24 protein-coding genes are annotated in these 22146 nt (G+C 56.3%); 18 read left to right on the top strand and 6 right to left on the bottom strand.

The genetic code is table 11. The features are described 5' to 3' along the window. The first annotated feature begins 4 nt into the window (after window positions 1-4). Genes fliF through D9741_RS20910 form a run of 6 tightly spaced genes read left to right on the top strand, consistent with a single transcriptional unit; the run spans window position 5 to window position 5521 of the window. A complete protein-coding gene (gene fliF, locus D9741_RS20935) occupies window positions 5-1651 on the top strand; it encodes a flagellar basal-body MS-ring/collar protein FliF (RefSeq protein ID WP_130218460.1) in 1647 nt (548 codons plus the stop codon). After that, the gene (locus D9741_RS20930; RefSeq protein WP_130218458.1) at window positions 1629-2639 is read left to right on the top strand and encodes a flagellar motor switch protein FliG; all 1011 of its coding nucleotides are present in this window, start codon (window positions 1629-1631) and stop codon (window positions 2637-2639) included. Before fliF ends, D9741_RS20930 begins: the two co-directional genes overlap by 23 nt. A 3-nt stretch (window positions 2640-2642) precedes the next feature. Continuing rightward, window positions 2643-3353, top strand: a complete 711-nt coding sequence (fliH, locus tag D9741_RS20925; protein ID WP_130218456.1) for a flagellar assembly protein FliH — start codon at window positions 2643-2645, stop codon at window positions 3351-3353. Next, window positions 3346-4683: a flagellar protein export ATPase FliI gene (gene fliI, locus D9741_RS20920; protein ID WP_130218454.1), complete on the top strand. Its 1338-nt coding sequence runs from the start codon at window positions 3346-3348 to the stop codon at window positions 4681-4683. The genes fliH and fliI overlap by 8 nt, the downstream gene beginning before the upstream one ends. Before the next feature lie 2 nt (window positions 4684-4685). Beyond that, window positions 4686-5120, top strand: coding sequence for a flagellar export protein FliJ (gene fliJ, locus D9741_RS20915; protein WP_130218452.1), 435 nt, complete (start codon window positions 4686-4688; stop codon window positions 5118-5120). Window positions 5121-5122: 2 nt separating this feature from the next. Beyond that, window positions 5123-5521, top strand: a complete 399-nt coding sequence (locus D9741_RS20910) for an adenylyltransferase/cytidyltransferase family protein (protein ID WP_130218449.1) — start codon at window positions 5123-5125, stop codon at window positions 5519-5521. Between the two features lie 156 nt (window positions 5522-5677). On the opposite strand, the gene D9741_RS20905 is transcribed toward D9741_RS20910, so the two are convergent. From D9741_RS20905 to flgA, 5 genes are all read right to left on the bottom strand, one after another. Continuing rightward, complete coding sequence (locus D9741_RS20905; protein WP_130218446.1) at window positions 5678-8143, bottom strand: glycosyltransferase; 2466 nt, start codon at window positions 8141-8143, stop codon at window positions 5678-5680. A gap of 48 nt (window positions 8144-8191) precedes the next feature. After that, window positions 8192-9124 carry a lysine-N-methylase gene (locus D9741_RS20900; RefSeq protein WP_130218443.1) on the bottom strand — a complete coding sequence of 311 codons (933 nt, stop codon included), beginning with the start codon at window positions 9122-9124 and terminating at the stop codon, window positions 8192-8194. Between the two features lie 127 nt (window positions 9125-9251). Continuing rightward, a complete protein-coding gene (locus D9741_RS20895; RefSeq protein ID WP_130218441.1) occupies window positions 9252-9680 on the bottom strand; it encodes a flagellar protein FlgN in 429 nt (142 codons plus the stop codon). A 12-nt stretch (window positions 9681-9692) separates the two neighbouring features. After that, window positions 9693-9971, bottom strand: coding sequence for a flagellar biosynthesis anti-sigma factor FlgM (gene flgM / locus D9741_RS20890; protein WP_130218439.1), 279 nt, complete (start codon window positions 9969-9971; stop codon window positions 9693-9695). 80 nt (window positions 9972-10051) lie between these two features. Then, window positions 10052-10789 carry a flagellar basal body P-ring formation chaperone FlgA gene (gene flgA, locus D9741_RS20885; protein ID WP_130218437.1) on the bottom strand — a complete coding sequence of 246 codons (738 nt, stop codon included), beginning with the start codon at window positions 10787-10789 and terminating at the stop codon, window positions 10052-10054. An 81-nt stretch (window positions 10790-10870) separates the two neighbouring features. Between flgA and D9741_RS20880 the strand changes: the two genes are divergently transcribed. The 12 genes from D9741_RS20880 (at window position 10871) to D9741_RS20825 (ending at window position 21072) form a co-directional block, all read left to right on the top strand. Next, window positions 10871-11206 carry a flagellar basal body protein gene (locus D9741_RS20880; RefSeq protein ID WP_130218435.1) on the top strand — a complete coding sequence of 112 codons (336 nt, stop codon included), beginning with the start codon at window positions 10871-10873 and terminating at the stop codon, window positions 11204-11206. A 2-nt stretch (window positions 11207-11208) separates the two neighbouring features. Then, the gene (gene flgC, locus D9741_RS20875; protein ID WP_000010947.1) at window positions 11209-11640 is read left to right on the top strand and encodes a flagellar basal body rod protein FlgC; all 432 of its coding nucleotides are present in this window, start codon (window positions 11209-11211) and stop codon (window positions 11638-11640) included. Continuing rightward, window positions 11640-12353: a flagellar hook capping FlgD N-terminal domain-containing protein gene (locus D9741_RS20870; protein ID WP_130218433.1), complete on the top strand. Its 714-nt coding sequence runs from the start codon at window positions 11640-11642 to the stop codon at window positions 12351-12353. Before flgC ends, D9741_RS20870 begins: the two co-directional genes overlap by 1 nt. Before the next feature lie 143 nt (window positions 12354-12496). Beyond that, the gene (gene flgE, locus D9741_RS20865; protein WP_130218431.1) at window positions 12497-13699 is read left to right on the top strand and encodes a flagellar hook protein FlgE; all 1203 of its coding nucleotides are present in this window, start codon (window positions 12497-12499) and stop codon (window positions 13697-13699) included. Further along, window positions 13699-14436: a flagellar basal body rod protein FlgF gene (locus D9741_RS20860; protein ID WP_000375449.1), complete on the top strand. Its 738-nt coding sequence runs from the start codon at window positions 13699-13701 to the stop codon at window positions 14434-14436. Before flgE ends, D9741_RS20860 begins: the two co-directional genes overlap by 1 nt. A 78-nt stretch (window positions 14437-14514) precedes the next feature. Continuing rightward, entirely contained in the window at window positions 14515-15300 is a 786-nt protein-coding gene (gene flgG / locus D9741_RS20855; RefSeq protein WP_000990540.1) for a flagellar basal-body rod protein FlgG, read from the top strand. Window positions 15301-15381: 81 nt separating this feature from the next. Continuing rightward, a complete protein-coding gene (gene flgH / locus D9741_RS20850; RefSeq protein ID WP_000800871.1) occupies window positions 15382-16047 on the top strand; it encodes a flagellar basal body L-ring protein FlgH in 666 nt (221 codons plus the stop codon). A 14-nt stretch (window positions 16048-16061) separates the two neighbouring features. Then, a complete protein-coding gene (locus D9741_RS20845; RefSeq protein WP_130218429.1) occupies window positions 16062-17162 on the top strand; it encodes a flagellar basal body P-ring protein FlgI in 1101 nt (366 codons plus the stop codon). Beyond that, window positions 17162-17461 carry a rod-binding protein gene (locus tag D9741_RS20840; RefSeq protein WP_042017176.1) on the top strand — a complete coding sequence of 100 codons (300 nt, stop codon included), beginning with the start codon at window positions 17162-17164 and terminating at the stop codon, window positions 17459-17461. The genes D9741_RS20845 and D9741_RS20840 overlap by 1 nt, the downstream gene beginning before the upstream one ends. 296 nt (window positions 17462-17757) lie before the next feature. Further along, complete coding sequence (gene flgK / locus D9741_RS20835; RefSeq protein WP_130218427.1) at window positions 17758-19134, top strand: flagellar hook-associated protein FlgK; 1377 nt, start codon at window positions 17758-17760, stop codon at window positions 19132-19134. A gap of 14 nt (window positions 19135-19148) precedes the next feature. Beyond that, complete coding sequence (gene flgL / locus D9741_RS20830) at window positions 19149-20078, top strand: flagellar hook-associated protein FlgL (RefSeq protein WP_130218425.1); 930 nt, start codon at window positions 19149-19151, stop codon at window positions 20076-20078. Window positions 20079-20094: 16 nt separating this feature from the next. Next, window positions 20095-21072, top strand: coding sequence for a flagellar hook-associated protein (locus D9741_RS20825; protein ID WP_130218423.1), 978 nt, complete (start codon window positions 20095-20097; stop codon window positions 21070-21072). Between the two features lie 58 nt (window positions 21073-21130). On the opposite strand, the gene D9741_RS20820 is transcribed toward D9741_RS20825, so the two are convergent. After that, window positions 21131-21982, bottom strand: coding sequence for a winged helix-turn-helix domain-containing protein (locus D9741_RS20820; RefSeq protein ID WP_130218421.1), 852 nt, complete (start codon window positions 21980-21982; stop codon window positions 21131-21133). Window positions 21983-22146 lie beyond the last annotated feature (164 nt).

Genomic DNA, 22146 nt, shown 5'->3' with positions numbered 1-22146 from the left:
CACTATGAATGAACTGATCAAAAAGTTGACCCAGGCGTTTCCGGCGTTTCGACTGCGTCTTGCAGATAACAAACGCTGGGCGTTGATGGCGGGAGTGGGGCTTGCCGTGGCGGCGACGGCGATTATCGTCAGCGTGCTGTGGACCGGCAATCGCGGCTATGTCTCGCTCTACGGACGCCAGGAAAATCTGCCCGTTTCGCAGATTGTCACCGTGCTGGACGGCGAAAAGCTCACCTACCGCATCGACCCGCAGAGCGGGCAGATTCTGGTGCCGGAAGATGAACTGTCGAAAACGCGCATGACCCTTGCCGCGAAAGGCGTGCAGGCGATATTGCCCAGCGGCTACGAGCTAATGGACAAAGACGAAGTGCTCGGCAGCAGCCAGTTCGTGCAGAACGTGCGCTACAAACGCAGCCTCGAAGGGGAACTGGCGCAGAGCATTATGTCGCTGGACGCGGTAGAGAGCGCGCGGGTGCATCTGGCGCTCAACGAAGAGAGCTCGTTTGTGGTCAGCGATGAGCCGCAAAACAGTGCCTCGGTGGTGGTGCGTCTGCACTACGGCGCGAAGCTGAATATGGACCAGGTGAACGCCATCGTGCATCTGGTGTCCGGCAGTATTCCGGGGCTGCACGCCAGCAAAGTTAGCGTCGTCGATCAGGTGGGAAATCTGCTGACCGACGGCATTGGCGCGGGCGAAGCGGTTTCTGCCGCTACCCGTAAACGCGATCAGATCCTCAAAGATATCCAGGACAAAACCCGCGCCAGCGTGGTGAACGTTCTGGATTCGCTGGTTGGTACGGGAAATTACCGCGTCAGCGTGATGCCGGATCTCGATCTCAGCACCATCGACGAAACCCAGGAACACTACGGCGACGCGCCGAAAATCAACCGCGAAGAGAGCGTGCTGGACAGCGACACCAATCAGGTGGCGATGGGCGTGCCCGGTTCGCTCAGCAACCGCCCGCCCGTTGCGGCGAATCAAATGACCAACGGTACGGAAGAAAATCGCTCACCGGAAGCGTTATCCAAACACAGCGAAAGCAAGCGCGATTACTCTTACGACCGCAGCGTCCAGCATATTCAGCATCCCGGCTTTGCGGTGAAACGCCTCAACGTGGCGGTGGTGCTCAATCAAAACGCTCCAGCGCTGAAAAACTGGAAGCCGGAGCAGACCACACAGCTTACCGCGCTGCTGAACAATGCTGCCGGTATCGACGCGCAACGTGGGGACAACCTGACGCTTTCACTGCTTAACTTTGTCCCGCAGGCGGTGCCGATCGAACCCGTCATTCCGCTTTGGAAAGATGACAGCGTTCTGGCCTGGGTACGCCTGATTGGCTGCGGCCTGCTGGCGCTGTTGTTGCTGTTCTTTGTGGTGCGCCCGGTAATGAAACGCCTGACGGCGGTGCGTGCGCCGGTTATCACACCAGAACCGGAAACCGTCAGCGAACCGTGGATCGCCATGCCGGAAGAGGAGCGTAAAAACGTCGATCTGCCGTCGCTGCCAGGCGATGACAGCCTGCCGTCCCAGAGTTCCGGCCTCGAAGTAAAACTCGAGTTCCTGCAAAAACTGGCCATGAGCGACACCGATCGCGTTGCCGAAGTTCTCAGACAATGGATTACCAGCAATGAGCGAATTGACAATAAATAAGAGCAACAGCTACCTGGAACAGGCGGCGATCCTGCTGCTGTGTCTGGGCGAAGAGGCAGCGGCGACGGTGATGCAAAAACTCAGCCGCGAAGAAGTGGTGCGCCTGAGCGAAAACATGGCGCGGCTTTCCGGCGTCAAAACCAGCATGGCGCGCAAAGTGATCAATAACTTCTTTGATGAGTTCCGCGAACAGAGCGGGATCAACGGCGCATCGCGATCCATGTTGCAGGGTATTCTCAACAAAGCGCTGGGCACCGAGATCGCCAGCAGCGTGATCAACGGCATCTACGGCGATGAGATCCGCTCGCGGATGGCGCGCCTGCAATGGGTGGAACCGCGCCAGTTGGCGATGCTGATCTCCGAAGAGCATTTGCAATTGCAGGCGGTATTCCTCGCGTTTCTGACGCCGGAAATCTCGGCAACCGTGCTCTCTTATCTCAACGAATCGGTGCAAAACGAAATTCTCTACCGGGTGGCAAAACTCAACGACGTTAACCGCGATGTGGTGGATGAACTGGATCGCCTGATCGAACGTGGCCTGTCGGTGCTTTCGGAACACGGCTCGAAGGTAAAAGGCATCAAACAGGCGGCGGATATCGTCAACCGCTTCCAGGGTAACCAGCAGGTGATCCTCGACCAGATGCGCGAACGCGACGAAGAGGTGCTGGAGCAACTCCAGGATGAAATGTACGACTTCTTTATCCTCAGCCGCCAGAACGAAGAGGTGCGTCGGCGCCTGCTCGACGAAGTGCCGATGGAAGACTGGGCGGTGGCGCTGAAAGGCACCGAAGCCCTGCTGCGCCGCTCCATTTACGCGGTAATGCCAAAACGTCAGGCGCAGCAACTGGAAGCGATCACCGCGCGTCTGGGGCCGGTGCCGGTCAGCCGTATCGAACAGATTCGCCGCGAAATCATGGGTATCGCCCGTGAACTGGAAGAGGCTGGAGAGTTTCAGCTACAGCTCTTTGCGGAACAGACGGCGGAGTAACCCATGACCATTGAAACACTGCGCGGGCGCTATCGCCTGCACCGTTTTCCGCCGCGCCAGCGTGCGGTGACCGGAGAACCGCTCACCGCCAGCATCAGCGCTGCCGATTACCAGCGCCAGTTGATGGACGGTTTTCAGGAAGGGCTGCAAAAAGGGTTTGCTCAGGGAATGACCGAAGGCCAGGAACAGGGCTTTAGCGAAGGTCATCAGCAAGGTTTTGCCGAGGGGCGACGCCAGGGCTACACCGAAGGCAGCCTCGTCGGGCAGCAGGAAGGGCGCAAACAGTTTGTTGAGGCAGCGCAGCCGCTGGAAGCCATCACCGGGAAAGTGAACGACTTCCTCGCCCATATCGAACGTAAACAGCGGGAAGATTTGCTGCAACTGGTGGAAAAAGTCACTCGCCAGGTGATCCGCTGTGAACTGGCGCTGCAACCCACGCAGTTACTGGCGCTGGTGGAAGAGGCGCTGGCGGCCTTCCCGGCAATGCCGGAAACATTACAGGTGATGCTGAGCACGGAAGAGTTTAACCGCCTGCGCGACGCGGTACCGGAAAAGGTCAGTGAATGGGGGCTGACGCCTTCGCCGGATCTGCCGCCGGGCGAATGCCGGGTGATTACCGACAAATCCGAACTGGATATCGGCTGCGAGCACCGCCTTGAACAGTGCATGACCGCGCTGAAAGAGACGCTGACGCCGGAGTCGCAGGGTGAGTGATTTTTCCGCTTTCGATAACGCGCTGCGCTCGCTGGAGTCGATCCCGCTGGCCCGCGTCGCCGGGCGGCTGGTGCGCCTTAACGGCATCCTGCTGGAGAGTGTCGGCTGCCCGCTAATGACCGGACAACTGTGCCGCATCGAAAGCGCCAATCACACGCTTATAGACGCGCAGGCCGTGGGCTTTAATCGCGACATCACCTACCTAATGCCGTTTAAACAACCGGTCGGCCTGATGGCAGGCGCACGCGTCTTCCCGGAAGAAAAAGCCCACGACATCCTGATTGGCGAAAGCTGGTTAGGCCGCGTGGTGAATGGCCTCGGCGAACCGCTGGATGGCAAAGGCCGCCTGAACGGCAACGACCTTCTGCCGCCGCTGCCGCCCTCGGTCAATCCCTTAACCCGCCGTTCGGTGGACGAACCGTTAGACGTGGGCGTGAAAGCCATCAACGGCCTGCTGACCATCGGCAAAGGCCAGCGCGTCGGGCTAATGGCGGGCAGCGGCGTCGGGAAAAGCGTGCTGCTGGGGATGATCACCCGCCAGACCAAAGCCGACATCGTGGTGGTCGGGCTGATTGGCGAGCGCGGGCGCGAAGTGAAAGAGTTTATCGACCACTCGCTGGGCGAGGACGGGCTGGCAAAGTCTATCGTCGTCGTCGCGCCCGCCGATGAATCGCCGCTGATGCGACTGAAAGCCACCGAACTGTGTCACTCCATCGCCGCCTGGTTTCGCGACCGCGGGCATCACGTTTTACTGCTGGTGGATTCCCTGACCCGCTACGCGATGGCGCAGCGGGAAATTGCCCTCTCGCTCGGTGAGCCGCCCGCCACCAAAGGCTATCCGCCATCGGCATTCGGCATGATCCCCAAACTGGTCGAGAGCGCAGGCAACAGCGAAAGCGCAGGATCGATGACCGCCATCTACACCGTGCTGGCGGAAGGCGACGACCAGCAAGATCCGATCGTTGACTGCGCCCGTGCTGTGCTGGACGGGCATATCGTATTAACCCGCAAACTGGCAGAAGCGGGGCATTATCCGGCCATTGATATCGGCCAGTCGATCAGCCGCTGCATGAACCAGGTCACCCGCCCGGAACATCAGCAATCCGCCCGCGCGTTAAAGCAAAACTACGCCGCCTATATGGAGATCAAACCGCTGATCCCGCTCGGCGGCTACGTGGCAGGCGCGGACGCCAGCGTCGACAAAGCGGTGAAAATGTTCCCGGCTATCGAGCGATTTTTGCGCCAGGAGATGCGCGAACCGGCCTCCCTCGAACTGGTGCAAAGCCGCCTGCAAATTCTCTTTCCTGGTGCCAAAAAGGCAGAACAGTAACTATGCGACAAATCATCGACACCCTGGCGCAGTTGCAGCGCCTGCGGGATAAATCGGTCAAAGATAAAACCGTCGAGCTGGCAAAGCAAAAACAGATTTGCGCGGGCTATGACAACAATATCAAGGCATTAGGCTACCTGGTGGAGAAAACATCTGCGGGCGCGGCGGCGTCGGTGGAATCGCTGAAAAACGTCAGCGGCTACAAAGGCACTTTGCGCAAGGTAATCGCCTGGCAGGAGCAGGAAAAAACGCTGGCTAACATCAAAGCCACGCGAATGCAGAAAAACCTGACGGCGGCGGCGTGCGAAGAGAAAGTGGTGGCCCTGACGCTGGACGACAAACGCCGCGAGCAACAGGAAAGCACCACCGCGAAAACGCAAAAAGCGGTGGACGATATTGCCGTGCAGTGCTGGCTGCGGCATAAATTAGCGGAATAGCCATGAAAACGGTCATCACCTTCGGCACCTTTGATGTGTTCCATGTCGGTCATCTGCGCCTTTTACAACGCGCCCGCTCGCTGGGCGAAAGGCTGCTGGTCGGCGTATCATCCGACGCCTTAAATATCGCCAAAAAGGGCAGGGCGCCGGTTTACCATCAGGATGACCGCATGGCGATTATCGCTGGGCTGGCGTGCGTGGATGGCGTATTTCTGGAGGAATCGCTGGAGCAGAAAGCGGAGTATCTGCGGGGTTACAGTGCGGATATTTTGGTGATGGGCGATGACTGGGCGGGGAAGTTTGACGATTTCTCGTGTGTCTGTGAGGTGGTCTATTTTCCCCGTACGCCGTCGGTGTCGACGACGGGGATTATTGAGGTGATTAGGGGGGAACATACATAAGCCACCTACTGATTTAATTCCCGCAGTGAGAGAAGATGATGCCGTCTGCCGTTTGGCTATGTTAAATATGTTTAAATAATCGCGTTTTTTCGACATATCGCCAAAACATGTCGATGGCATAAACGTATTCCAACGACATGTTTAAAAAATCGAATTTTATCGACATATCCCTGACGGTTCCTTGCCCGCCAGCGCTTCCACAATCACCATCGCCGCCCGTTCTCCCGCTTTGCCATCCATAAACGCATCGCAATAGTGATGGCGAATTTCCGTAAGCTGCGCCTGCATCGCACCCCAGTCAAACGCCTCTGACAACAAATGACGCAGTTCCGCAACATCATGAGCCACCGGCAATATTTCGCGGATTTGCTGGTCGGCGCTCTCCGGCGTGGAGTAGCTTTTCTCGCCGTCGAGCAATTCACTCATGCCCGGAAAATCGAGCAGGATCACCCGCTTATCAACGTGGATAGCATCGAAAATAAAGCCGCTGTTATCGGTGAGCACGTAATCGGCCTTTGTCAGTAGCGCCAGCGTGTGGCGGGCAGAGTCGGTGCGCTGTTTTAAATGCCTGCGCGCCAGGGCCAGCGATGCAGCTTCTTCCGGGCGCGAGCAGGTGCCGTGATGCAGTTTGCAAATCAGGTTCACATCACCGCTTAAGCGCCCCAATTTTTCTGCCCAGTGGGGCAGGGAGCTTAATGCGCCAAACGTAGGGGCATAGAGCACCGTAGGTTTACGGTAATCGGGTTGGATATTTTCTGGCAACGAACGATCGAATGTGCCGTTATGCCAGGCGTCGAAGCGCGGGTTGCCGACCACTTTTGCGCTGCCGAAATGTTCCAGCGCCCGCTGGCTGTAGTGGCTGTAACATAAAATACGCTGATAAAAACGATTCCAGTCGGCGTGGTTCCACGTCTCTTTGGCTAAGCCGTACATAGCGCGGATGTTCACCGCCGCCAGGCCATTGAGCGCGGGCGTGTGGTAGGGGCTGACCAGGCATTTTACCCTCTGACTGTGTGCCTGCATTTCAGATAAGCGCATACCTTTGAGCTGCGGATCGTCGATGCTTTTTAGCGTTTCCAGCATCTCATCAAGAAACGGTTTAAACACGCGGTCGTTGATCACCAGCGTGCAGCTCTGCCCCTGCGCCTGTAGGGCGGTGATGATTGGGCGGTAGAGTGCGTAGTGGAATGAGGTTTCCATAAAAAAGCCGATGGTGTCGGCGACGGGTAATGTAGATGGCTTGGTGGCTACGGGTAACTTATTGAAGTAGTGACTAATGTTGTCGGTCGTTTTTTGCTCGATATCACTAAAGCCCGGTCGCTGGTAACAAAGGCTCGGATAACAGGCCAGCCATTTGTCGGCGCGTAGCAGCGGTTGCCAGCAGGCTTCCAGCGAGTGCTCATCGTTGCTCATCTGCTGCGCCAGTTGCGGGTAGTAGCGGCTGTTCACCAGATAAGCGCACACTTTGCGGCAGCCCCGCGCGTGCACCAACCCCGGCAAACTTTTTAGCATCGTTCCCTGCGAAATTTCGCCACCGAGGATCATCGCCTGCCAGGGAATTTTCGCCAGGCTCGCCAGCAGCGTGTTCAGCACCTGAATATGTTTCTCCTGCTTGAGAATGACCGCGTCATCTTCCAGCAGCAGATAGTTTTGCCAGCCGTGCTGTTGCGCCAGGCGCAGCGCCTGCAAGTGTGACTGGCGGCGGCCCCGTTGACCGTTTTCATCTTCACAGGCGGCAAGGCGGGTGATCTTTTCAGGCGGAACATGCAGCAGTGCCAGTTCTTCACGGATCTGCTGTAAGCGATCCGGGCGTTTATCCAGATTCAGCAGAACGATCTGATCGATCGCCTGATGATTGATCGCCTGGTGATGAGTGGCGTTATGCAGACTCAGATAAGCATTGCGCAGCAGCGGATCGCGGACGATATCTGTAAGCGCCGCGTTTACTGGCGTGCTGGCCCCGAGAATAAAATCTTTATCAAAGGTGTTGTGACTATGCGAGATACACAGAATCGTGCGCTCGCCGGGCAGTTGCAGCGGGTTTACGCTGAAATTGTCGGTGAAACTTTTCTCTTCGCCGAGGTTGCAATCATCGTCGTAGCGGTGTTTTTTCAGATAGTTACGGTGATAGCAAAAGGTGCCGTTGAGGATGTTATGCGGGCCAAAGCTGCGGCTTTGAAAGATACGGTTGATATGGCTGTACCAGATGGGGATCTGGTCGGAGCCGGAGATGAGCGCCCGGTGTTTTTGCATCATGGCGATAGTCCAGGAGAGTTTATCTGCCGGGTAGTAGTCGTCGTCATCCATGCAGAGGATATATTCCCCCACAGCCAGTTCATTGAGCATGTTACGTTTTTTGCCCAGCGGCAGTCTTTCCTGATGATGGATGTAGCGGATGTTGAAGGACTCTGGCGTGCCATTGGTCAGGCGGTCGATGATGTGCTGATGGCTTTGCGGCGAGTCGTCGAGGATGACCAGTTCGCGGCGGTCTGCCGGGTAATCCTGATAGCGGTACATGTAAAGCAGGTACGGCAGGAATGCACCGCGGTTCCAGGTTGGCGTGACGACGCTGACGAACGGTTTTTCGCGGTGGGTGGCGAGTGTTTTGATGACGGTTTGCATGATATGTTTACGAAGTAGATAAGGCCGGGAAAAACCGGCCTGAAAGCGTTAGCAAGGTAGCAGCGAAAACGCATAAAGCAGCGGCTCTGCACAACATTCAGCCTGAATTTGTTGGCGAATCAGCAGCGCATTTTCACTCTCTCGCCAGCGTTCAAACACCGCGAAGAGGGCGAAAATATCCTCCTGTCGTAGCGGTGAATCATCCAGCGTCCACAAACTGATTAACGTGCGGATGAGATAAAAATCACATACCAGCAGGAAATAATCCGCCCCGTCAGCCTGGCCAATTACATCGTGGTAAACCCGGTAAATCAGCCAGTTGCGCATCATCCACGGTGCGGCGGCAAAATGCTGTTGCCAGGTGGTTTGCCACTGCGCCTGAAGCTGCTGTTGCAACAAAGCTTCGCTGTTGGCGTCATGCAGCGTCAGTAAGGTAACCTGCAACGGCAGTGAGGCTTTGCGCGGGCTTTCCGGCAGAATCGACCAGTCAAATGCAAAACTTCCGAGCAGCGTCACCAGCTGCCGTGCCAGCTGAGGCACGGGCGGGAGCTGGGCGAACTGTGCCTGCAGCGTGCCTTTTTTCGCATGATCGGCCAGCGCCTGTGGCAGCGTTGTCAGTCGGGCAAGAGTATCGCCATCCCTGCCTGGCATTTTACTGGCGCGGGAGAGCAGGATACCGACGGCATACAGTGAAAGCTCTGGTGTTAAACCGGGTAGCGTAAGGGTGCTCAAAATCACCTGGTTTACTATCGCATCGCGCGCGGAGAGTTCCGCGGTATTTTCTTCCACAGGGCGGTAGGTGAGCTGTAAATCAAAGGCCCTGGCATCGTTGAGCACCGCTTCGCAGCTTTCTGGCTCTGTCAGCATCAGGCTCTGACGAATCTCATTCTTCCAGACCTTACGGACGTATAAAGGCGAACCGGGGTGCTGCGCCAAAAAATTGCGCACATATTCCGGTTCGTAACATTCAATAAAACTCATAGGTGGCTTCCAGTCTTTATTACTTCGCGGAATGTGCAATAAGCGTGCCGGGAATTTTTGTAATCAAAAACAAAGGATTGAGAATCAGGCGGAAAATCCGTTTCCGCGATGGGGGAAGGAATTGTCGTTATTCCTGATAGAGAAAATCTGCTTCGCTGCCTAAAAATGACTGAATAAATTCATACTGGCGAATCAACAGCTCGCCGTTTTTATCGTTGTAGGCTTTGCATCGTTCCGCCTTTTGCTCAAGGCGTTGCCACAACTGTTGTGCTGCCGCTTTTTGGACTGCCGGAAGCCAGGCAAAAACCTGCGCCAGACCCTCACGATTTACTCTAACACCCAGCCCTTGCAGCAGGCTGTGCCGTTGATGGCTATGTCTATGCAACTGCTCATAGTGATGCGTTATCTCCTCGTTTACTGCCAGCAGCTCCTCGCTGGCGCGGCGAATCATGCAGATCCGCTGACGCTGGAGACGTTCACGCAGGCAATCATACAGCGCGTCGTCATCACGAATTCCCTGCAGCAGCGCCTTCACCTGTTGTAACCGGATACTCACTTCATCGGCCTCTTAGTTCTGGAAAAAGCTCAGCATGTCGCTGGCTAGCTGTTCGGTGTCCACTTGCAGGCTGCCGGAGGCCAGCATCGCCTGCATTTTCGCCACGTTGTCGCTGTTGATATCGCTCTCTTGCTGGTCGTTCAGCGTTTGCTGGGCGGACTGTAATCCCGCCTGAGTAATGTCGTCGGCGCTCAGCGTCGTGGTGGTGGCCGCCGTGGTTTTGCTCGACTGGCTGGAGCCTGCCGTTGTGGCTGTCGGGCGATTGCCTGGCATAGTCGGGGTGATTTTCATCGCAACCTCGTCTCGATATTGGGGTGGGTTACTCTGGTAAAGCGGTTAACAGGCGGCAAAACTTTAATCGCCAGCGCAAATTACTCTGCGCTTACCGTCGTTACCACGCCGCTTTCAGACACCATTGCGCTGATGACCCGCTGGCTGCTGGCGTTACGCACTTTCACCATTTCGCCTTTGCGTCCATTTTTCAGCGCCACGCCGGGCATTGAGGCGGTGATCCCCGCGCTCTGGTAAACAATCATCACCGGCTGATCGCGCCCGACCAGCACTGGCGAAACCAGTTCTTCTTTGGTGATGGGCCTGCCTGGTTGCAGCGCGTGCTTACTGCTTAAACCAATCGCATCATCGAGATCCATCAACACATCGCGGCGCTGGGCGCTGACGTTGTAAGGCTTCAGTTCCACATCATTCGCCGTGAGCGGCGTATCGCGGGCAATCACTGACTTTGCCATCACCACCGGCACCCGCACATCCGGGCGCACCGCCACGTTCATCTGCCAGCTTTGCGGGCAACTGACGGTGAAGCTCATCCGGTTGAGGGCGATGTCCGCAGGCGAAGTCAGCGTGACGGCGGGTGTAGTCGCACAGGGCGCGGCGGTCGCAATCTGCGAGGGAATGTAGACGTTAAAAGTGTAGCGATAGTCATGCCAATGCCGCTGCTGCGCCAGCGATTTAATCTGCTGGCTGGCGGCATTCAGCACCTGGGCGTTGACTTGTTCCCGCGCGCTGTGCTGCACGGGGTGGACGGCGGCGTAGCCCGGTAAGGCCAGCGCCAGGAGGAAATAAAACTTCCGCCTGCAAAATTGAAAACTCATAAACCCTTTCTCATCAGTCACTTAAAAGATGGCACGGTAATTGCTTAGCGTATGCGGATTGAAGCAGGAGTGACGCAGGAAATGGGGATCGGTTTTCAGCAGGCATTGGGAGTACATCCGCAGGCAGTGAAGTTACGTCTTGAGAGGACCGAGCTACTGACTGCGAATCTGGCGAACGTCGATACGCCAAATTTCAAGGCTAAAGATATTGATTTTGCCAGGGAGATGCAACGGGCAAATAACGCGGCGGTGGATGTCCAGTACCGCGTACCGATGCAGCCGTCGGAAGATGGCAACACCGTGGAACTGAACAGCGAACAGGCGCGGTTTTCACAAAATAGTATGGATTATCAAAGCAGTCTGACCTTTCTGAATCTGCAAATCAGCGGCATCAGAGAGGCCATTGAAGGGAAATAAGCATGTCATTTACTGATATCTATCAGATTTCCGGCTCGGCGATGACGGCGCAAACGCTACGTCTGAATACCGTTGCCAGTAACCTGGCGAATGCCAATGCGCCCGCCAGCAGCGAGGCGCAGGCGTATAAAGCGCGCAGCCCGGTGTTTGCGGCGGTGTATCACCACAGCTTGCTGGCGGGTACACATCGTCATGCCATTGACGGTGCCAGCGTGCAGGTGCAGGACGTGCTGCAAACCGGCGGGGCGCTGAAACGCTATGAACCGCATTCGCCGCTCGCCGACGCTAACGGCGATGTCTGGTATCCCGACGTCAACGTGGTGGAACAGATGGCGGACATGATGTCGGCTTCGCGCGATTTTGAAACCAACGTCGATGTGCTCAACAACGTGAAAAGTATGCAGCAAAGCCTGCTGAAACTGGGAGAAGCCTGATGAATACCCTGGCGCTGAATGCGCAATCGTCGCAGCCCACCGCCACGGCGGAAAGAAACAATGTGGCGGCCAGCGACACGCAAAGCAGCAGCGATAGCTCGCCCGTCGATACCTTTCTGACGCTGTTTGTCGCCGAGATCCAAAACCAGGACCCGACCGACCCGACCGACGCCACCGAATACATCGACCAGCTTTCGTCGATGGCGCAGGTGGCGATGATGGAAGAGATGAGCGTGCAGGCCAACACCAACGCGGTGCTGATGAGCAACATTCAGGTGATGGCGCTCGGCAACCTGGTGGGCGACGACATTATGGTGCAGACCACCGCTTTGCAGGTGAGCGACCAGACCATTAACGGTCGCGCCACGCTGGACGACGCCTGTACTACCGCCGATCTCCACTTTACCGATGCCGCAGGCGATGACTATACGGTGTCGCTGATCCCGCAGGGCAGTTCGTCCGTCGGGCCAGGGCAGGTGGATTTCTCGATTAATCCGGCGGATTACGGTATCCCGCCGGGTGATTACGACGTCTCGGTGGTCACCAACACCGGGGAAGAAGAGGTGCCGATTGAAGTCTCCGGCGAAGTGGAAGATGTGCGCATCCCGCTCGACGGCAGCTCTCCGGTGCTCAATGTTGCAGGTGTAGGCGAAGTGCCGTTCACCATGATTAGCCAGTTTGGTGTACCCGATGCCGACAGTGATGTGGCGTGATGTCCGGTGCCAAATTGCCTGATGCGCTTCGCTTATCAGGCCTACATGAAACTGCATTGTTTTGTAGGCCGGATAAGGCGTTCACGCCGCATCCGGCAAAACAACGGGCACGCTGTCAAAATTTGAATTAACAGGAAGACACAATGAGTTATGAAATTGCCGCGACGGGGCTGAATGCCGTTAACGAACAACTGGACGGGATCAGTAACAACATCGCCAACGCCGGAACGGTGGGCTATAAGTCGATGACCACCCAGTTTTCCGCCATGTATGCCGGAAGCCAGGCGATGGGCGTCAGCGTAGCGGGCACGGCGCAAAGTATTTCGCGCGGCGGTTCGCTGGTCTCCACCGGCAACGCGCTGGATCTGGCGATTAACGACGACGGCTTTTTTGTTACCTGCGACAGTGCGGGCAACATTTCCTACACCCGCGCCGGATCGTTTGAAACCGACAAAAACGGCTATATCGTCAACGCCTCGGGCGCTTATTTGCAGGGCTATCCGGTCGATGACAGCGGCACCCTGCAAACCGGTACAGTCACAGATATCCAGATCAAAACCGGCAATATCCCGGCGCAGGCCAGCAGCAGCCTGACTTTTACCGCCAACTTCGATGCCAGCGACGCGGCTATCGACCGTACAACCGTACCGTTCGACGCGACCAACAGCAGCTCCTATACCGACAGCTACACCACCACGGTATATGACTCATTAGGCAACGAACACTCGGTATGCCAGTACTTCACCAAAACCAGCGATAACACCTGGGAAGTGCAGTACACCTTCGACGGTCAGCAGCAGACTGGTGTTCCGGCGACGACGTTAACCTTCGACCCGAATACCGGGAAGCTGACTTCGCCAACCACGCCGCAGACCATTGAGTTTCAGACCGACGCCGCCGCACCCATCGACTTAACCGTTGATTACTCCACTTGTACGCAATATGGCTCTGAATTTTCTGTCACCACCAACGCCGCCAACGGCTACGCCTCCGCGACTCAGAACGGTGTGCAGGTTGATGACGATGGCAAAGTTTACGCCACCTACAGCAACGGCGAGCGCATGTTGCAGGGCCAGGTGGTGCTGGCGACGTTCCCCAACGATGACGGCCTGCAAGCGGTGAGCGGCACCGCGTGGGTACAAACCGGCGAATCCGGCACCCCGCTGATTGGCGTTCCCGGCTCCGGCACCTGCGGCACGCTTTCGTCGGGCGTGCTCGAAAGCTCTAACGTCGATATCACCAGCGAGTTAGTCAACCTGATGACCGCCCAGCGTAACTATCAGGCCAACACCAAAGTTATCGCCACCAGCACGCAGCTCGATGACGCGCTGTTCCAGGCAATGTAATGGACCGCTTGATTTATACCGCGTTGAGCGGTGCTTCTCAGACCCTGTACGAGCAGCAGATTAGCGCCAACAACCTGGCGAACGTCAACACCAACGGTTTTCGCGCCGATATGGCAATGGCGACCAACGACAAGGTGAAAGGCGGCGGCTTCGACACGCGCTATATGGCGCAGGAAGGGGCCAGCGGCGTGAACGACAGCACAGGTGTTGCGGAGAAAACCGAACGCCCGCTGGACGTGGCGATTCAGGGCGCGGGTTACATTGCGGTGCAGGATAAAAACGGCAACGAAGTGTATACCCGCAACGGCAACATTCAGCAGGACGACCAGGGGCAACTGACTATCGACGGCAATCTGGTGCTGGGGGATAACGGACCGATCATTCTGCCGCCGAACGCCATTGCTTCGTTTGGCAGCGACGGCACGCTCTCGGTGACGCCTGATGACGGCGACGTGACCGCGACGATGGATATCGACCGCCTGAAGCTGGTGGATATTCCGGTGGCTAACCTGGCGAAAAACGGTGAAGGGATGCTGATAACGGCAGACGGCGTTCCGGCTCAGCGCGATGAAAATATCAAAGTCAGCGGCGGTTTTCTCGAAGGCAGCAACGTCTCGGCGGTGAGCGAGATGATGTCGTCCATCGCCATGAACCGCCAGTTTGAAGCGCAGATCAAAATGATGAAAACCGCCGAAGATATCAGCGACGCGGGCAACCGCTTATTGCGCGGCTCGTAATCGCACATCGTAGGCCGGATAAGGCGTTCACGCCGCATCCGGCAACCGCGGCCCCAAAATAACACGGAATTTACCACTATGAACGCAGCATTATGGATCAGCAAAACCGGCCTCTCGGCGCAGGATGCTGAAATGAGCGCGATTGCCAACAACATCGCCAACGTTAACACCACCGGCTTCAAGCGCGACCGGGTGATGTTTCAGGATCTGTTTTACCAGACCCAGGAAGCACCGGGCGCGATGCTCGACCAGAACAACATCATGCCGACCGGGCTGCAATTCGGTAGCGGCGTGCGCATTGTCGGCACCCAGAAAACCTTCACCGAAGGCAACGTCGAAACCACCGACAACGCCATGAATGTCGCCATTATGGGGCAGGGATTTTTGCAGGTGCAAAAGGCCAATGGCGATATCGCTTATACCCGCGACGGTAATTTGCAGGTGAACGCCGATGGCGTACTGACCAACTCGCAGGGCTTGCCGTTGCAGCCGGAAATCGATGTTCCGGCGGGGGCGACCAATGTTGCGTTTGGCGAAGATGGTACGGTGACGGCGATTCTTCCTGGTGACAGCGACGTGACCGAGTTAGGGCAACTGACGCTGGTTAACTTCGCTAACCCGGCGGGGCTTTCTGCCGAGGGTGACAACCTTTATCTGGAAACCGCCGCCAGCGGTCAGCCGACCGAAGGTGTACCGGGCGAAGATGGGCTTGGCACCTTGCAGGACAACGCGCTGGAAGGCTCGAACGTGGATATCGTCAACGAAATGGTGGCGATGATTACGGTGCAACGCGCGTACGAGATGAACGCCAAAATGGTGTCGGCAGCGGACGATATGTTGCAGTACATCAGCCAGACGCTGTAAGGCGAAATGTCGGATGCGACGCTGACGCGTCTTATCCGACCTACAAGAGCACATAACTCACTGTATTTAAACAGGCAGAACGTGAAAAATTATCTATGGCTGGTGGCACTGCTTCCCCTGCTTAGCGGGTGTGAATCGCAGGCCATTCTGGTCAAAAAAGACGACGCATACTTTGCGCCACCAACCACCGAAGCGCCGCCTCCGGCAGACGGGCGTGCCGGGGGCGTGTTTGAAACCGGCTACAACTGGTCGCTGACCGCCGATCGGCGAGCTTATCGCGTGGGCGATATTCTGACGGTGATCCTCGAAGAATCGACCCAGTCGAGCAAACAGGCGAAAACCAACTTCGGCAAAAGCAACACCGTCGATATCGGCGCGCCGACGATTTTTGGTCACACCAAAGATAAGCTTTCCGGCTCCATCGACGCCAATCGCGACTTTGACGGCAGCGCCACTTCCCAGCAGCAGAACAGCCTGCGTGGGGAGATCACGGTTTCCGTCCATGCGGTGCAGCCTAACGGCATCCTGGAAATTCGCGGCGAAAAGTGGCTCACCCTCAACCAGGGCGATGAGTACATCCGTTTAAGCGGCCTTGTGCGCGCCGACGACATCCAGAACGACAACTCGGTTTCCTCCCAGCGGATCGCCGACGCCCGTATCTCCTATGCCGGACGCGGCGCGTTAAGCGACGCCAATGCCGCAGGCTGGCTGACGCGGCTGTTTAACCATCCTCTGTTCCCGATTTAATGCCGGAGAGTGCAATGCAAAACTGGATTAAGACCGTGGTTATCGCCATAAGTATGGCGCTACCTGGCGTCACGCTGGCGCAATCGCTGGAGTCGCTGGTCAACGTACAGGGCGTGCGCGAAAACCAACTGGTCGGCTACAGCCTGGTGGTGGGCCTTGACGGCACTGGCGATAAAAACCAGGTCAAATTCACCAACCAGACCATCACCAATATGCTGCGCCAGTTTGGCGTGCAGCTGCCGAATAAAATCGACCCGAAGGTGAAAAACGTCGCCGCGGTGGCGGTGAGCGCCACGCTGCCGCCGATGTACTCGCGCGGGCAGACCATTGATGTCACCGTCTCGTCGATTGGCGATGCCAAAAGTATTCGTGGCGGCACTTTGTTGCTGACCCAGTTGCACGGCGCGGATGGCGAAGTTTATGCCCTGGCGCAGGGAAGCGTGGTGGTGGGTGGGATGAATGCCACCGGGGCCAGCGGTTCCAGCGTGACGGTTAATACGCCGACTGCCGGGTTAATTCCCAATGGCGCAACGGTGGAGCGCGAGATCCCCAGCGATTTTCAGATGGGCGACACTATCACCCTCAACCTGAAACGCCCGTCGTTTAAAGACGCCAACAACATAGCGGCGGCGATTAACGCTTCGTTTGGCGGTATTGCTACGGCGCAGAGTTCCACCAACGTTACCGTGCGCGCGCCCACCAGTCCCGGCGCGCGGGTGGCGTTTATGTCGCAACTGGACGATGTACAAGTGCAGGCGGAGAAAATCCGTGCCCGCGTGGTGTTTAACTCACGCACCGGTACGGTAGTGATGGGCGATGGTATCGCGCTGCACGCGGCGGCGGTGTCGCACGGCAGTTTGACCGTTTCGATTAACGAAACCAGCAACGTCAGCCAGCCGAATGCCTTTGCGGGCGGGCGCACGGCGGTTACGCCGCAGAGCAATATCGCGGTGAATCATGCGCGCCCTGGCGTGGTGAGTTTGCCGGAGTCGAGCAGCCTGAAAACGCTGGTCAATGCGTTGAACAGTTTAGGCGCGACGCCGGATGACATTATGTCGATTTTGCAGGCGCTGCATGAGGCGGGCGCGCTGGATGCCGACCTGGAGGTGATCTGATGAAAGTCAACGTCAGCGGCGGGATTGACGGCAGCGATGCGTTAATGGGGCCGAAGGTTCAGGCCAATGATATCAAGCAGGCCGCGGAGCAGTTTGAGGCGATTTTTTTACGCAACATGCTCAAAGAGATGCGCAAAACCAACGAGCTGTTCGATTCGAAAGATAACCCGTTTAACAGCGATTCGGTGCGCATGATGCAGGGGTTTTATGACGATGAGTTGTGTAACACCCTGGCGCAGCAGCATGGGATTGGCATTGCGGCGATGATTGTGAAGCAGTTGTCGCCGAAGCATAAATGAGGCTCTGGCGTTTGGTGCCTGATGCGACGCTGTCGCGTCTTATCAGGCCTACGAGTCCGCGCATATTTTTATGTTTGCGCCTGTTTGTAGGCCGGATAAGGCGTTTACGCCGCATCCGGCGTTCGGTGCCTGATGCGACGCTGACGCGTCTTATCTGGCCTACGAGTCCGCACATATTTTTATGTTTGCGCCCGTATGTACGCCGTATCCGGCGTTCGGCACCCGGTTTACGGAACTTAAGAATCCCCAACCTAACGCCGCTTTTAACCGGCACGATTTACCGGTAAGGATCCAACATGGACATGATTAACATCGGCTACAGCGGCGCATCAACCGCGCAGGTGGAGCTGAACGTCACGGCGCAAAACACCGCTAACGCCATGACCACGGGCTACACCCGCCAGGTGGCGGAAATCAGCACCATCGGTGCCAGCGGCGGTTCGCCGAACAGCGCCGGTAACGGCGTGCAGGTCGACAGCATTCGCCGCGTCTCCAACCAGTATCAGGTGAATCAGGTGTGGTATGCCGCCAGCGATTACGGCTATTACAGCACCCAGCAGGGGTATCTCACGCAACTGGAAGCGGTATTGAGCGACGATAACAGCAGCCTGAGCGGCGGCTTCGATAACTTCTTCGCCGCCCTTAACGAAGCGACCACCAGCCCGGACGATTCCGCCCTGCGCGAGCAGGTGATCAGCGAAGCCGGGGCGCTGTCGTTGCGTATTGATAACACGCTGGATTACGTCGACTCGCAAAGCACGGAAATCATCAGCCAGCAGCAGGCGATGGTGTCGCAAATCAACACGCTCACCAGCGGCATCGCCAGCTATAACCAGCAAATCGCTCAGGCCGAAGCCAACGGCGATAATGCCTCCGCGCTGTACGACGCCCGCGACCAGATGGTGGAAGAACTGAGCGGGATGATGGATGTGCAGGTCAATATCGACGACCAGGGCAACTACAACGTTACGCTGCAAAACGGCCAGCCGCTGGTGAGCGGGCAGCAAAGCTCGACCATCGCGCTGGAAACCAACGCCGACGGCACGCCAACCATGTCGCTGACCTTCGCTGGCACCACCTCGACGATGACCACCGACACCGGCGGTTCATTAGGCGCACTGTTTGATTATCAAAACGACGTGTTGACGCCGCTGACCGACACCATCAACAGCATAGCGTCGCAGTTCGCCGATGCGGTCAACAACCAGCTGGCGCAGGGCTACGATCTCAACGGTAACCCCGGCGAGCCGCTGTTTATTTATGATGCCAGCGATGCTGATGGCCCGCTGACCGTCAACCCGGATATCACCGCCGACGAGCTGGCATTTTCCAGTTCGCCGGACGAAAGCGGTAACAGCGACAACCTGCAGGCGCTGATCAATATCTCCACCGAACCGCTGGAGATAGCCAACCTTGGCAGCGTGACGGTAGGGCAGGCGTGCTCGTCAATCATCAGCAATATCGGCATTTACAGTCAGCAAAATCAGACAGAAGTCGATGCCGCGTCCAATGTCTATTCCGCAGCGCAAAACCAGCAGAGTAGCGTCAGCGGCGTCAGCATGGACGAAGAGGCGGTGAACCTGATCACCTATCAACAAATTTATGAAGCCAATCTGAAAGTCATTTCCGCCGGGGCCGAGATTTTCGATTCGGTGCTGGAAATGTGCAGCTAAGCGGGAGCGCGAAAATGCGAGTAACCACCCAACAAACCTACGTCTCGATGACGCAAAGTTTTAATAATCTCTCCGGCGATCTGGCGCATGTGGTCGAGCAGATGGCAACTGGCAAGCAGATTTTGCAGCCGTCGGATGACCCGATCGCCGCCACGCGTATCACCCAGTTAAACCGCCAGCAGTCGGCGATTGAACAGTATCAGAGCAATATCGACTCCGCGTCGGCGGGCTTAAGCCAGCAGGAATCGATTCTCGATGGCGTCAACAACAGCCTGCTGGCGGTGCGCGACGACCTGCTGGAAGCGGCGAATGGCACCAATACCGCCGATTCGCTCGCAAGCCTCGGCCAGGATATTGAGTCGCTCACTGAATCAATGGTGGCGGCGCTCAATTATCAGGACGAAGACGGGCACTACGTGTTTGGCGGCACCATCAACGATCAGCCGCCGATTGTGGCGGTGGACGACGACGGCGACGGCGTGACCGATAGCTACAGCTATCAGGGCAACAGCGACCACCGCCAGACCACGGTGTCGAACGGCGTGGAAGTGGACACCAACGTGGCGGCGAGCGATTTCTTCGGTAGCAATTTAGACGTGCTCAACACGCTCAATTCGCTCTCTCAGGAGTTGCAAGACCCGGACGTTGACCCGGCAGATCCACAAGTGCAGAGCGATATTCAGAATGCCGTTGATGTGGTGGACATCGCCTCAGACGATCTCAACGCCTCGATTGCGTCGCTCGGCGAGACGCAGAACACCATGTCGATGCTGAGCGATGCGCAGACCGATATTTCTACCTCTAATGATGAGTTGATTGGTTCTTTACAGGATCTCGATTACGGCCCGGCGTCGATCACCTTTACCGGACTGGAAGTGGCAATGGAAGCTACCCTCAAGACTTACTCGAAAGTGAGTGAGTTGAATTTGTTCAGCGTTCTCTAACTCTTTCAGGAACAGTATGCAGGTCGGACTTACATCTTCGTCACTCGCCACCGGCGGCGCGCATAGCGCTGCGGTATCGTCGTCAACCGTTGCGCCCACTCAGGCGGTGCGGCAAAAACTCCCGGCGACGGCGAGTGAATATCCGGCCTCGCCGCTGATTACCACTCGCCCGCAGCGTTACAGCGTGCAGCTTAACGACCAGCTCACCACGTTGCAGCAGGCGGATCACTACCTCGGGCAACTGGAGCAGCAGTTGCTCGATTATCGTCATAGCCAGCGTAAGGGCGGGCAGGCGCAGAGTTCAGCGCTGATGCAGATGCTGGACAAACGCACCGCGCTTTCCGGCGGTGCGGTGGACCGCCAGTTGCAGCCGGTGTTGCAGGGCGAAGCGCGGGTGACTTTTCACTCGCCGGATCTGGCGAATCTCGTGCACAATCCCACGCCGGGAACGCGTATGTTCAGCGTCTCTGACGGGCGGCAGACCCAGCTTTCAGCGGTGATGCTGTCTGAGGATGACAGCGCCGCACAGTACCAGACGCGGCTGACCAACGCCCTGCGCCGCGTGGGCGTGCAGCTGCATCAGCAAGCGGATGGCATCAGTTTCTCCACCACTGAAAAACAGTGGCCTGACATCGAACGTACCTTAAACGTGCGCACCGATGGCGATAAATCAGCATTTATGCCGCTGAAAACCTTTGCCGAACCATCACAGGCGGACCGCTTTGCGCAAAGCCTGCAACAAGGCGGGGCGGGGATTTCTCAAATGCTGGAAAACATTAATCAGCAGCGTGCGCAGATGGCGGTACAGCAGGAAAAGGCGCGGCAGTTGATCGACGGCATGTCCCGCTTCCCGCAAACGGAAAACGCCGTGCAGGCATCGGAAAACCTCGGCGGCGTGCTCGATAGCGCCAATCATAACTATCAGATTTTATTGCAGGCGGTGAACGGTCAGGCGCGAATTTCCAGCCAGACGGTGAGGAATTTATTGGGGTAATTATCGGTTGGCCGGATAAGACGCCTTTAGCGTCGCATCCGGCATATATTGGCACTTGTCAGCATTTCTGCACAGTATTTAACAACTTCTCTAAATTCTGATACATCGCGCTATTAATATCGCTGTTCTGCCAACCTTCCACATTAAAGGTTAATTGCCAGCTACCGTTGCACTGGTTGCGCAGAACAATATCACTCTCCAGTCGGTTACGAACATATTTATAATAGGTTGTCATGGTCATATTATGCGCTGACAATAAATTATCGAGTTTGTCTTTCCCTGGTGCGAGGGTTTGTGACAGTAACGGTATGGAATTATTTTCTTTTCCAGAACTAAGATGAAATATTTTTATTCTTGGGCTATTAACGGATTCTTTTACCAGTTGCGGGGCGTCAGGCGTATTTTTTATATGAGAATAGCCCACGGTCGAACCAACAAATATAACTGCCGCAATTAACGCTAACCCCATCAGTCCTTTATGTTTTTTTCTTCCCGTCACAGGTGGTGCTGTTGGCTGTATTTCTTCCGGAACAGGCGGCACAGTTTCCTGTACGTGATCGGTAATAATCATCTCTTCCGCAGGCGATGACTCCGGCAAAGACACATACTCTTTATTGCACAAGTAACCTTTTTTCGGGATGGTTTTGATAATGTTCTGTTGTTTGCCATCATCATCGATAGCAACGCGCAACGCATGGATCGCCGTCGGCAGACTGTTACCGCCGACAATGCGGTTCTTCCATACTTCGGCACATAAATAAGATCGCGATAAAACCACATCGGCATTTTTTGCTAATGTTTCCAGCAAAATAAAATGGTATTCGCCGAGACGACGTGTTTCACCCGTTTCGCAATGTATTAAGGCATTAAGCGACGGGTCCATCCGCCAGTTGTTGATAATAATACTCATAGTTGAGTTTACCTTAGCAAGGGATAAATGTTTCCTGATAGCACACTGCATAGAACAGTGTTTTATGCGTCCCTGAGAAGATGATTTGTTTACGTGATAATTAATATTTTATGGTAATAGGATTATTCCTAATCACTATGTGGTGGAATGTAACGAAATGGCGG

The sequence above is a fragment of the Escherichia sp. E14V7 genome (assembly GCF_004212225.1).
In the GTDB taxonomy this organism is placed as follows: Bacteria; Pseudomonadota; Gammaproteobacteria; order Enterobacterales; family Enterobacteriaceae; genus Escherichia.
The sequence above is the reverse complement of the archived record's forward strand: the minus strand, read 5'-3'. Positions and strand labels throughout refer to the sequence as shown.

Excerpts from the sequence above, each read along its gene's own strand:
- fliF (WP_130218460.1), top strand. The coding sequence starts at position 5 with ATGAATGAACTGATCAAAAAGTTGACCCAGGCGTTTCCGGCGTTTCGA.
- D9741_RS20930 (WP_130218458.1), top strand. The coding sequence starts at position 1,629 with ATGAGCGAATTGACAATAAATAAGAGCAACAGCTACCTGGAACAGGCG.
- fliH (WP_130218456.1), top strand. The coding sequence starts at position 2,643 with ATGACCATTGAAACACTGCGCGGGCGCTATCGCCTGCACCGTTTTCCG.
- fliJ (WP_130218452.1), top strand. The coding sequence starts at position 4,686 with ATGCGACAAATCATCGACACCCTGGCGCAGTTGCAGCGCCTGCGGGAT.
- D9741_RS20910 (WP_130218449.1), top strand. The coding sequence starts at position 5,123 with ATGAAAACGGTCATCACCTTCGGCACCTTTGATGTGTTCCATGTCGGT.
- D9741_RS20905 (WP_130218446.1), bottom strand. The coding sequence starts at position 8,143 with ATGCAAACCGTCATCAAAACACTCGCCACCCACCGCGAAAAACCGTTC.
- D9741_RS20900 (WP_130218443.1), bottom strand. The coding sequence starts at position 9,124 with ATGAGTTTTATTGAATGTTACGAACCGGAATATGTGCGCAATTTTTTG.
- flgM (WP_130218439.1), bottom strand. The coding sequence starts at position 9,971 with ATGAAAATCACCCCGACTATGCCAGGCAATCGCCCGACAGCCACAACG.
- flgA (WP_130218437.1), bottom strand. The coding sequence starts at position 10,789 with ATGAGTTTTCAATTTTGCAGGCGGAAGTTTTATTTCCTCCTGGCGCTG.
- D9741_RS20880 (WP_130218435.1), top strand. The coding sequence starts at position 10,871 with ATGGGGATCGGTTTTCAGCAGGCATTGGGAGTACATCCGCAGGCAGTG.
- flgC (WP_000010947.1), top strand. The coding sequence starts at position 11,209 with ATGTCATTTACTGATATCTATCAGATTTCCGGCTCGGCGATGACGGCG.
- D9741_RS20870 (WP_130218433.1), top strand. The coding sequence starts at position 11,640 with ATGAATACCCTGGCGCTGAATGCGCAATCGTCGCAGCCCACCGCCACG.
- flgE (WP_130218431.1), top strand. The coding sequence starts at position 12,497 with ATGAGTTATGAAATTGCCGCGACGGGGCTGAATGCCGTTAACGAACAA.
- D9741_RS20860 (WP_000375449.1), top strand. The coding sequence starts at position 13,699 with ATGGACCGCTTGATTTATACCGCGTTGAGCGGTGCTTCTCAGACCCTG.
- flgG (WP_000990540.1), top strand. The coding sequence starts at position 14,515 with ATGAACGCAGCATTATGGATCAGCAAAACCGGCCTCTCGGCGCAGGAT.
- D9741_RS20845 (WP_130218429.1), top strand. The coding sequence starts at position 16,062 with ATGCAAAACTGGATTAAGACCGTGGTTATCGCCATAAGTATGGCGCTA.
- D9741_RS20840 (WP_042017176.1), top strand. The coding sequence starts at position 17,162 with ATGAAAGTCAACGTCAGCGGCGGGATTGACGGCAGCGATGCGTTAATG.
- flgK (WP_130218427.1), top strand. The coding sequence starts at position 17,758 with ATGGACATGATTAACATCGGCTACAGCGGCGCATCAACCGCGCAGGTG.
- flgL (WP_130218425.1), top strand. The coding sequence starts at position 19,149 with ATGCGAGTAACCACCCAACAAACCTACGTCTCGATGACGCAAAGTTTT.
- D9741_RS20825 (WP_130218423.1), top strand. The coding sequence starts at position 20,095 with ATGCAGGTCGGACTTACATCTTCGTCACTCGCCACCGGCGGCGCGCAT.
- D9741_RS20820 (WP_130218421.1), bottom strand. The coding sequence starts at position 21,982 with ATGAGTATTATTATCAACAACTGGCGGATGGACCCGTCGCTTAATGCC.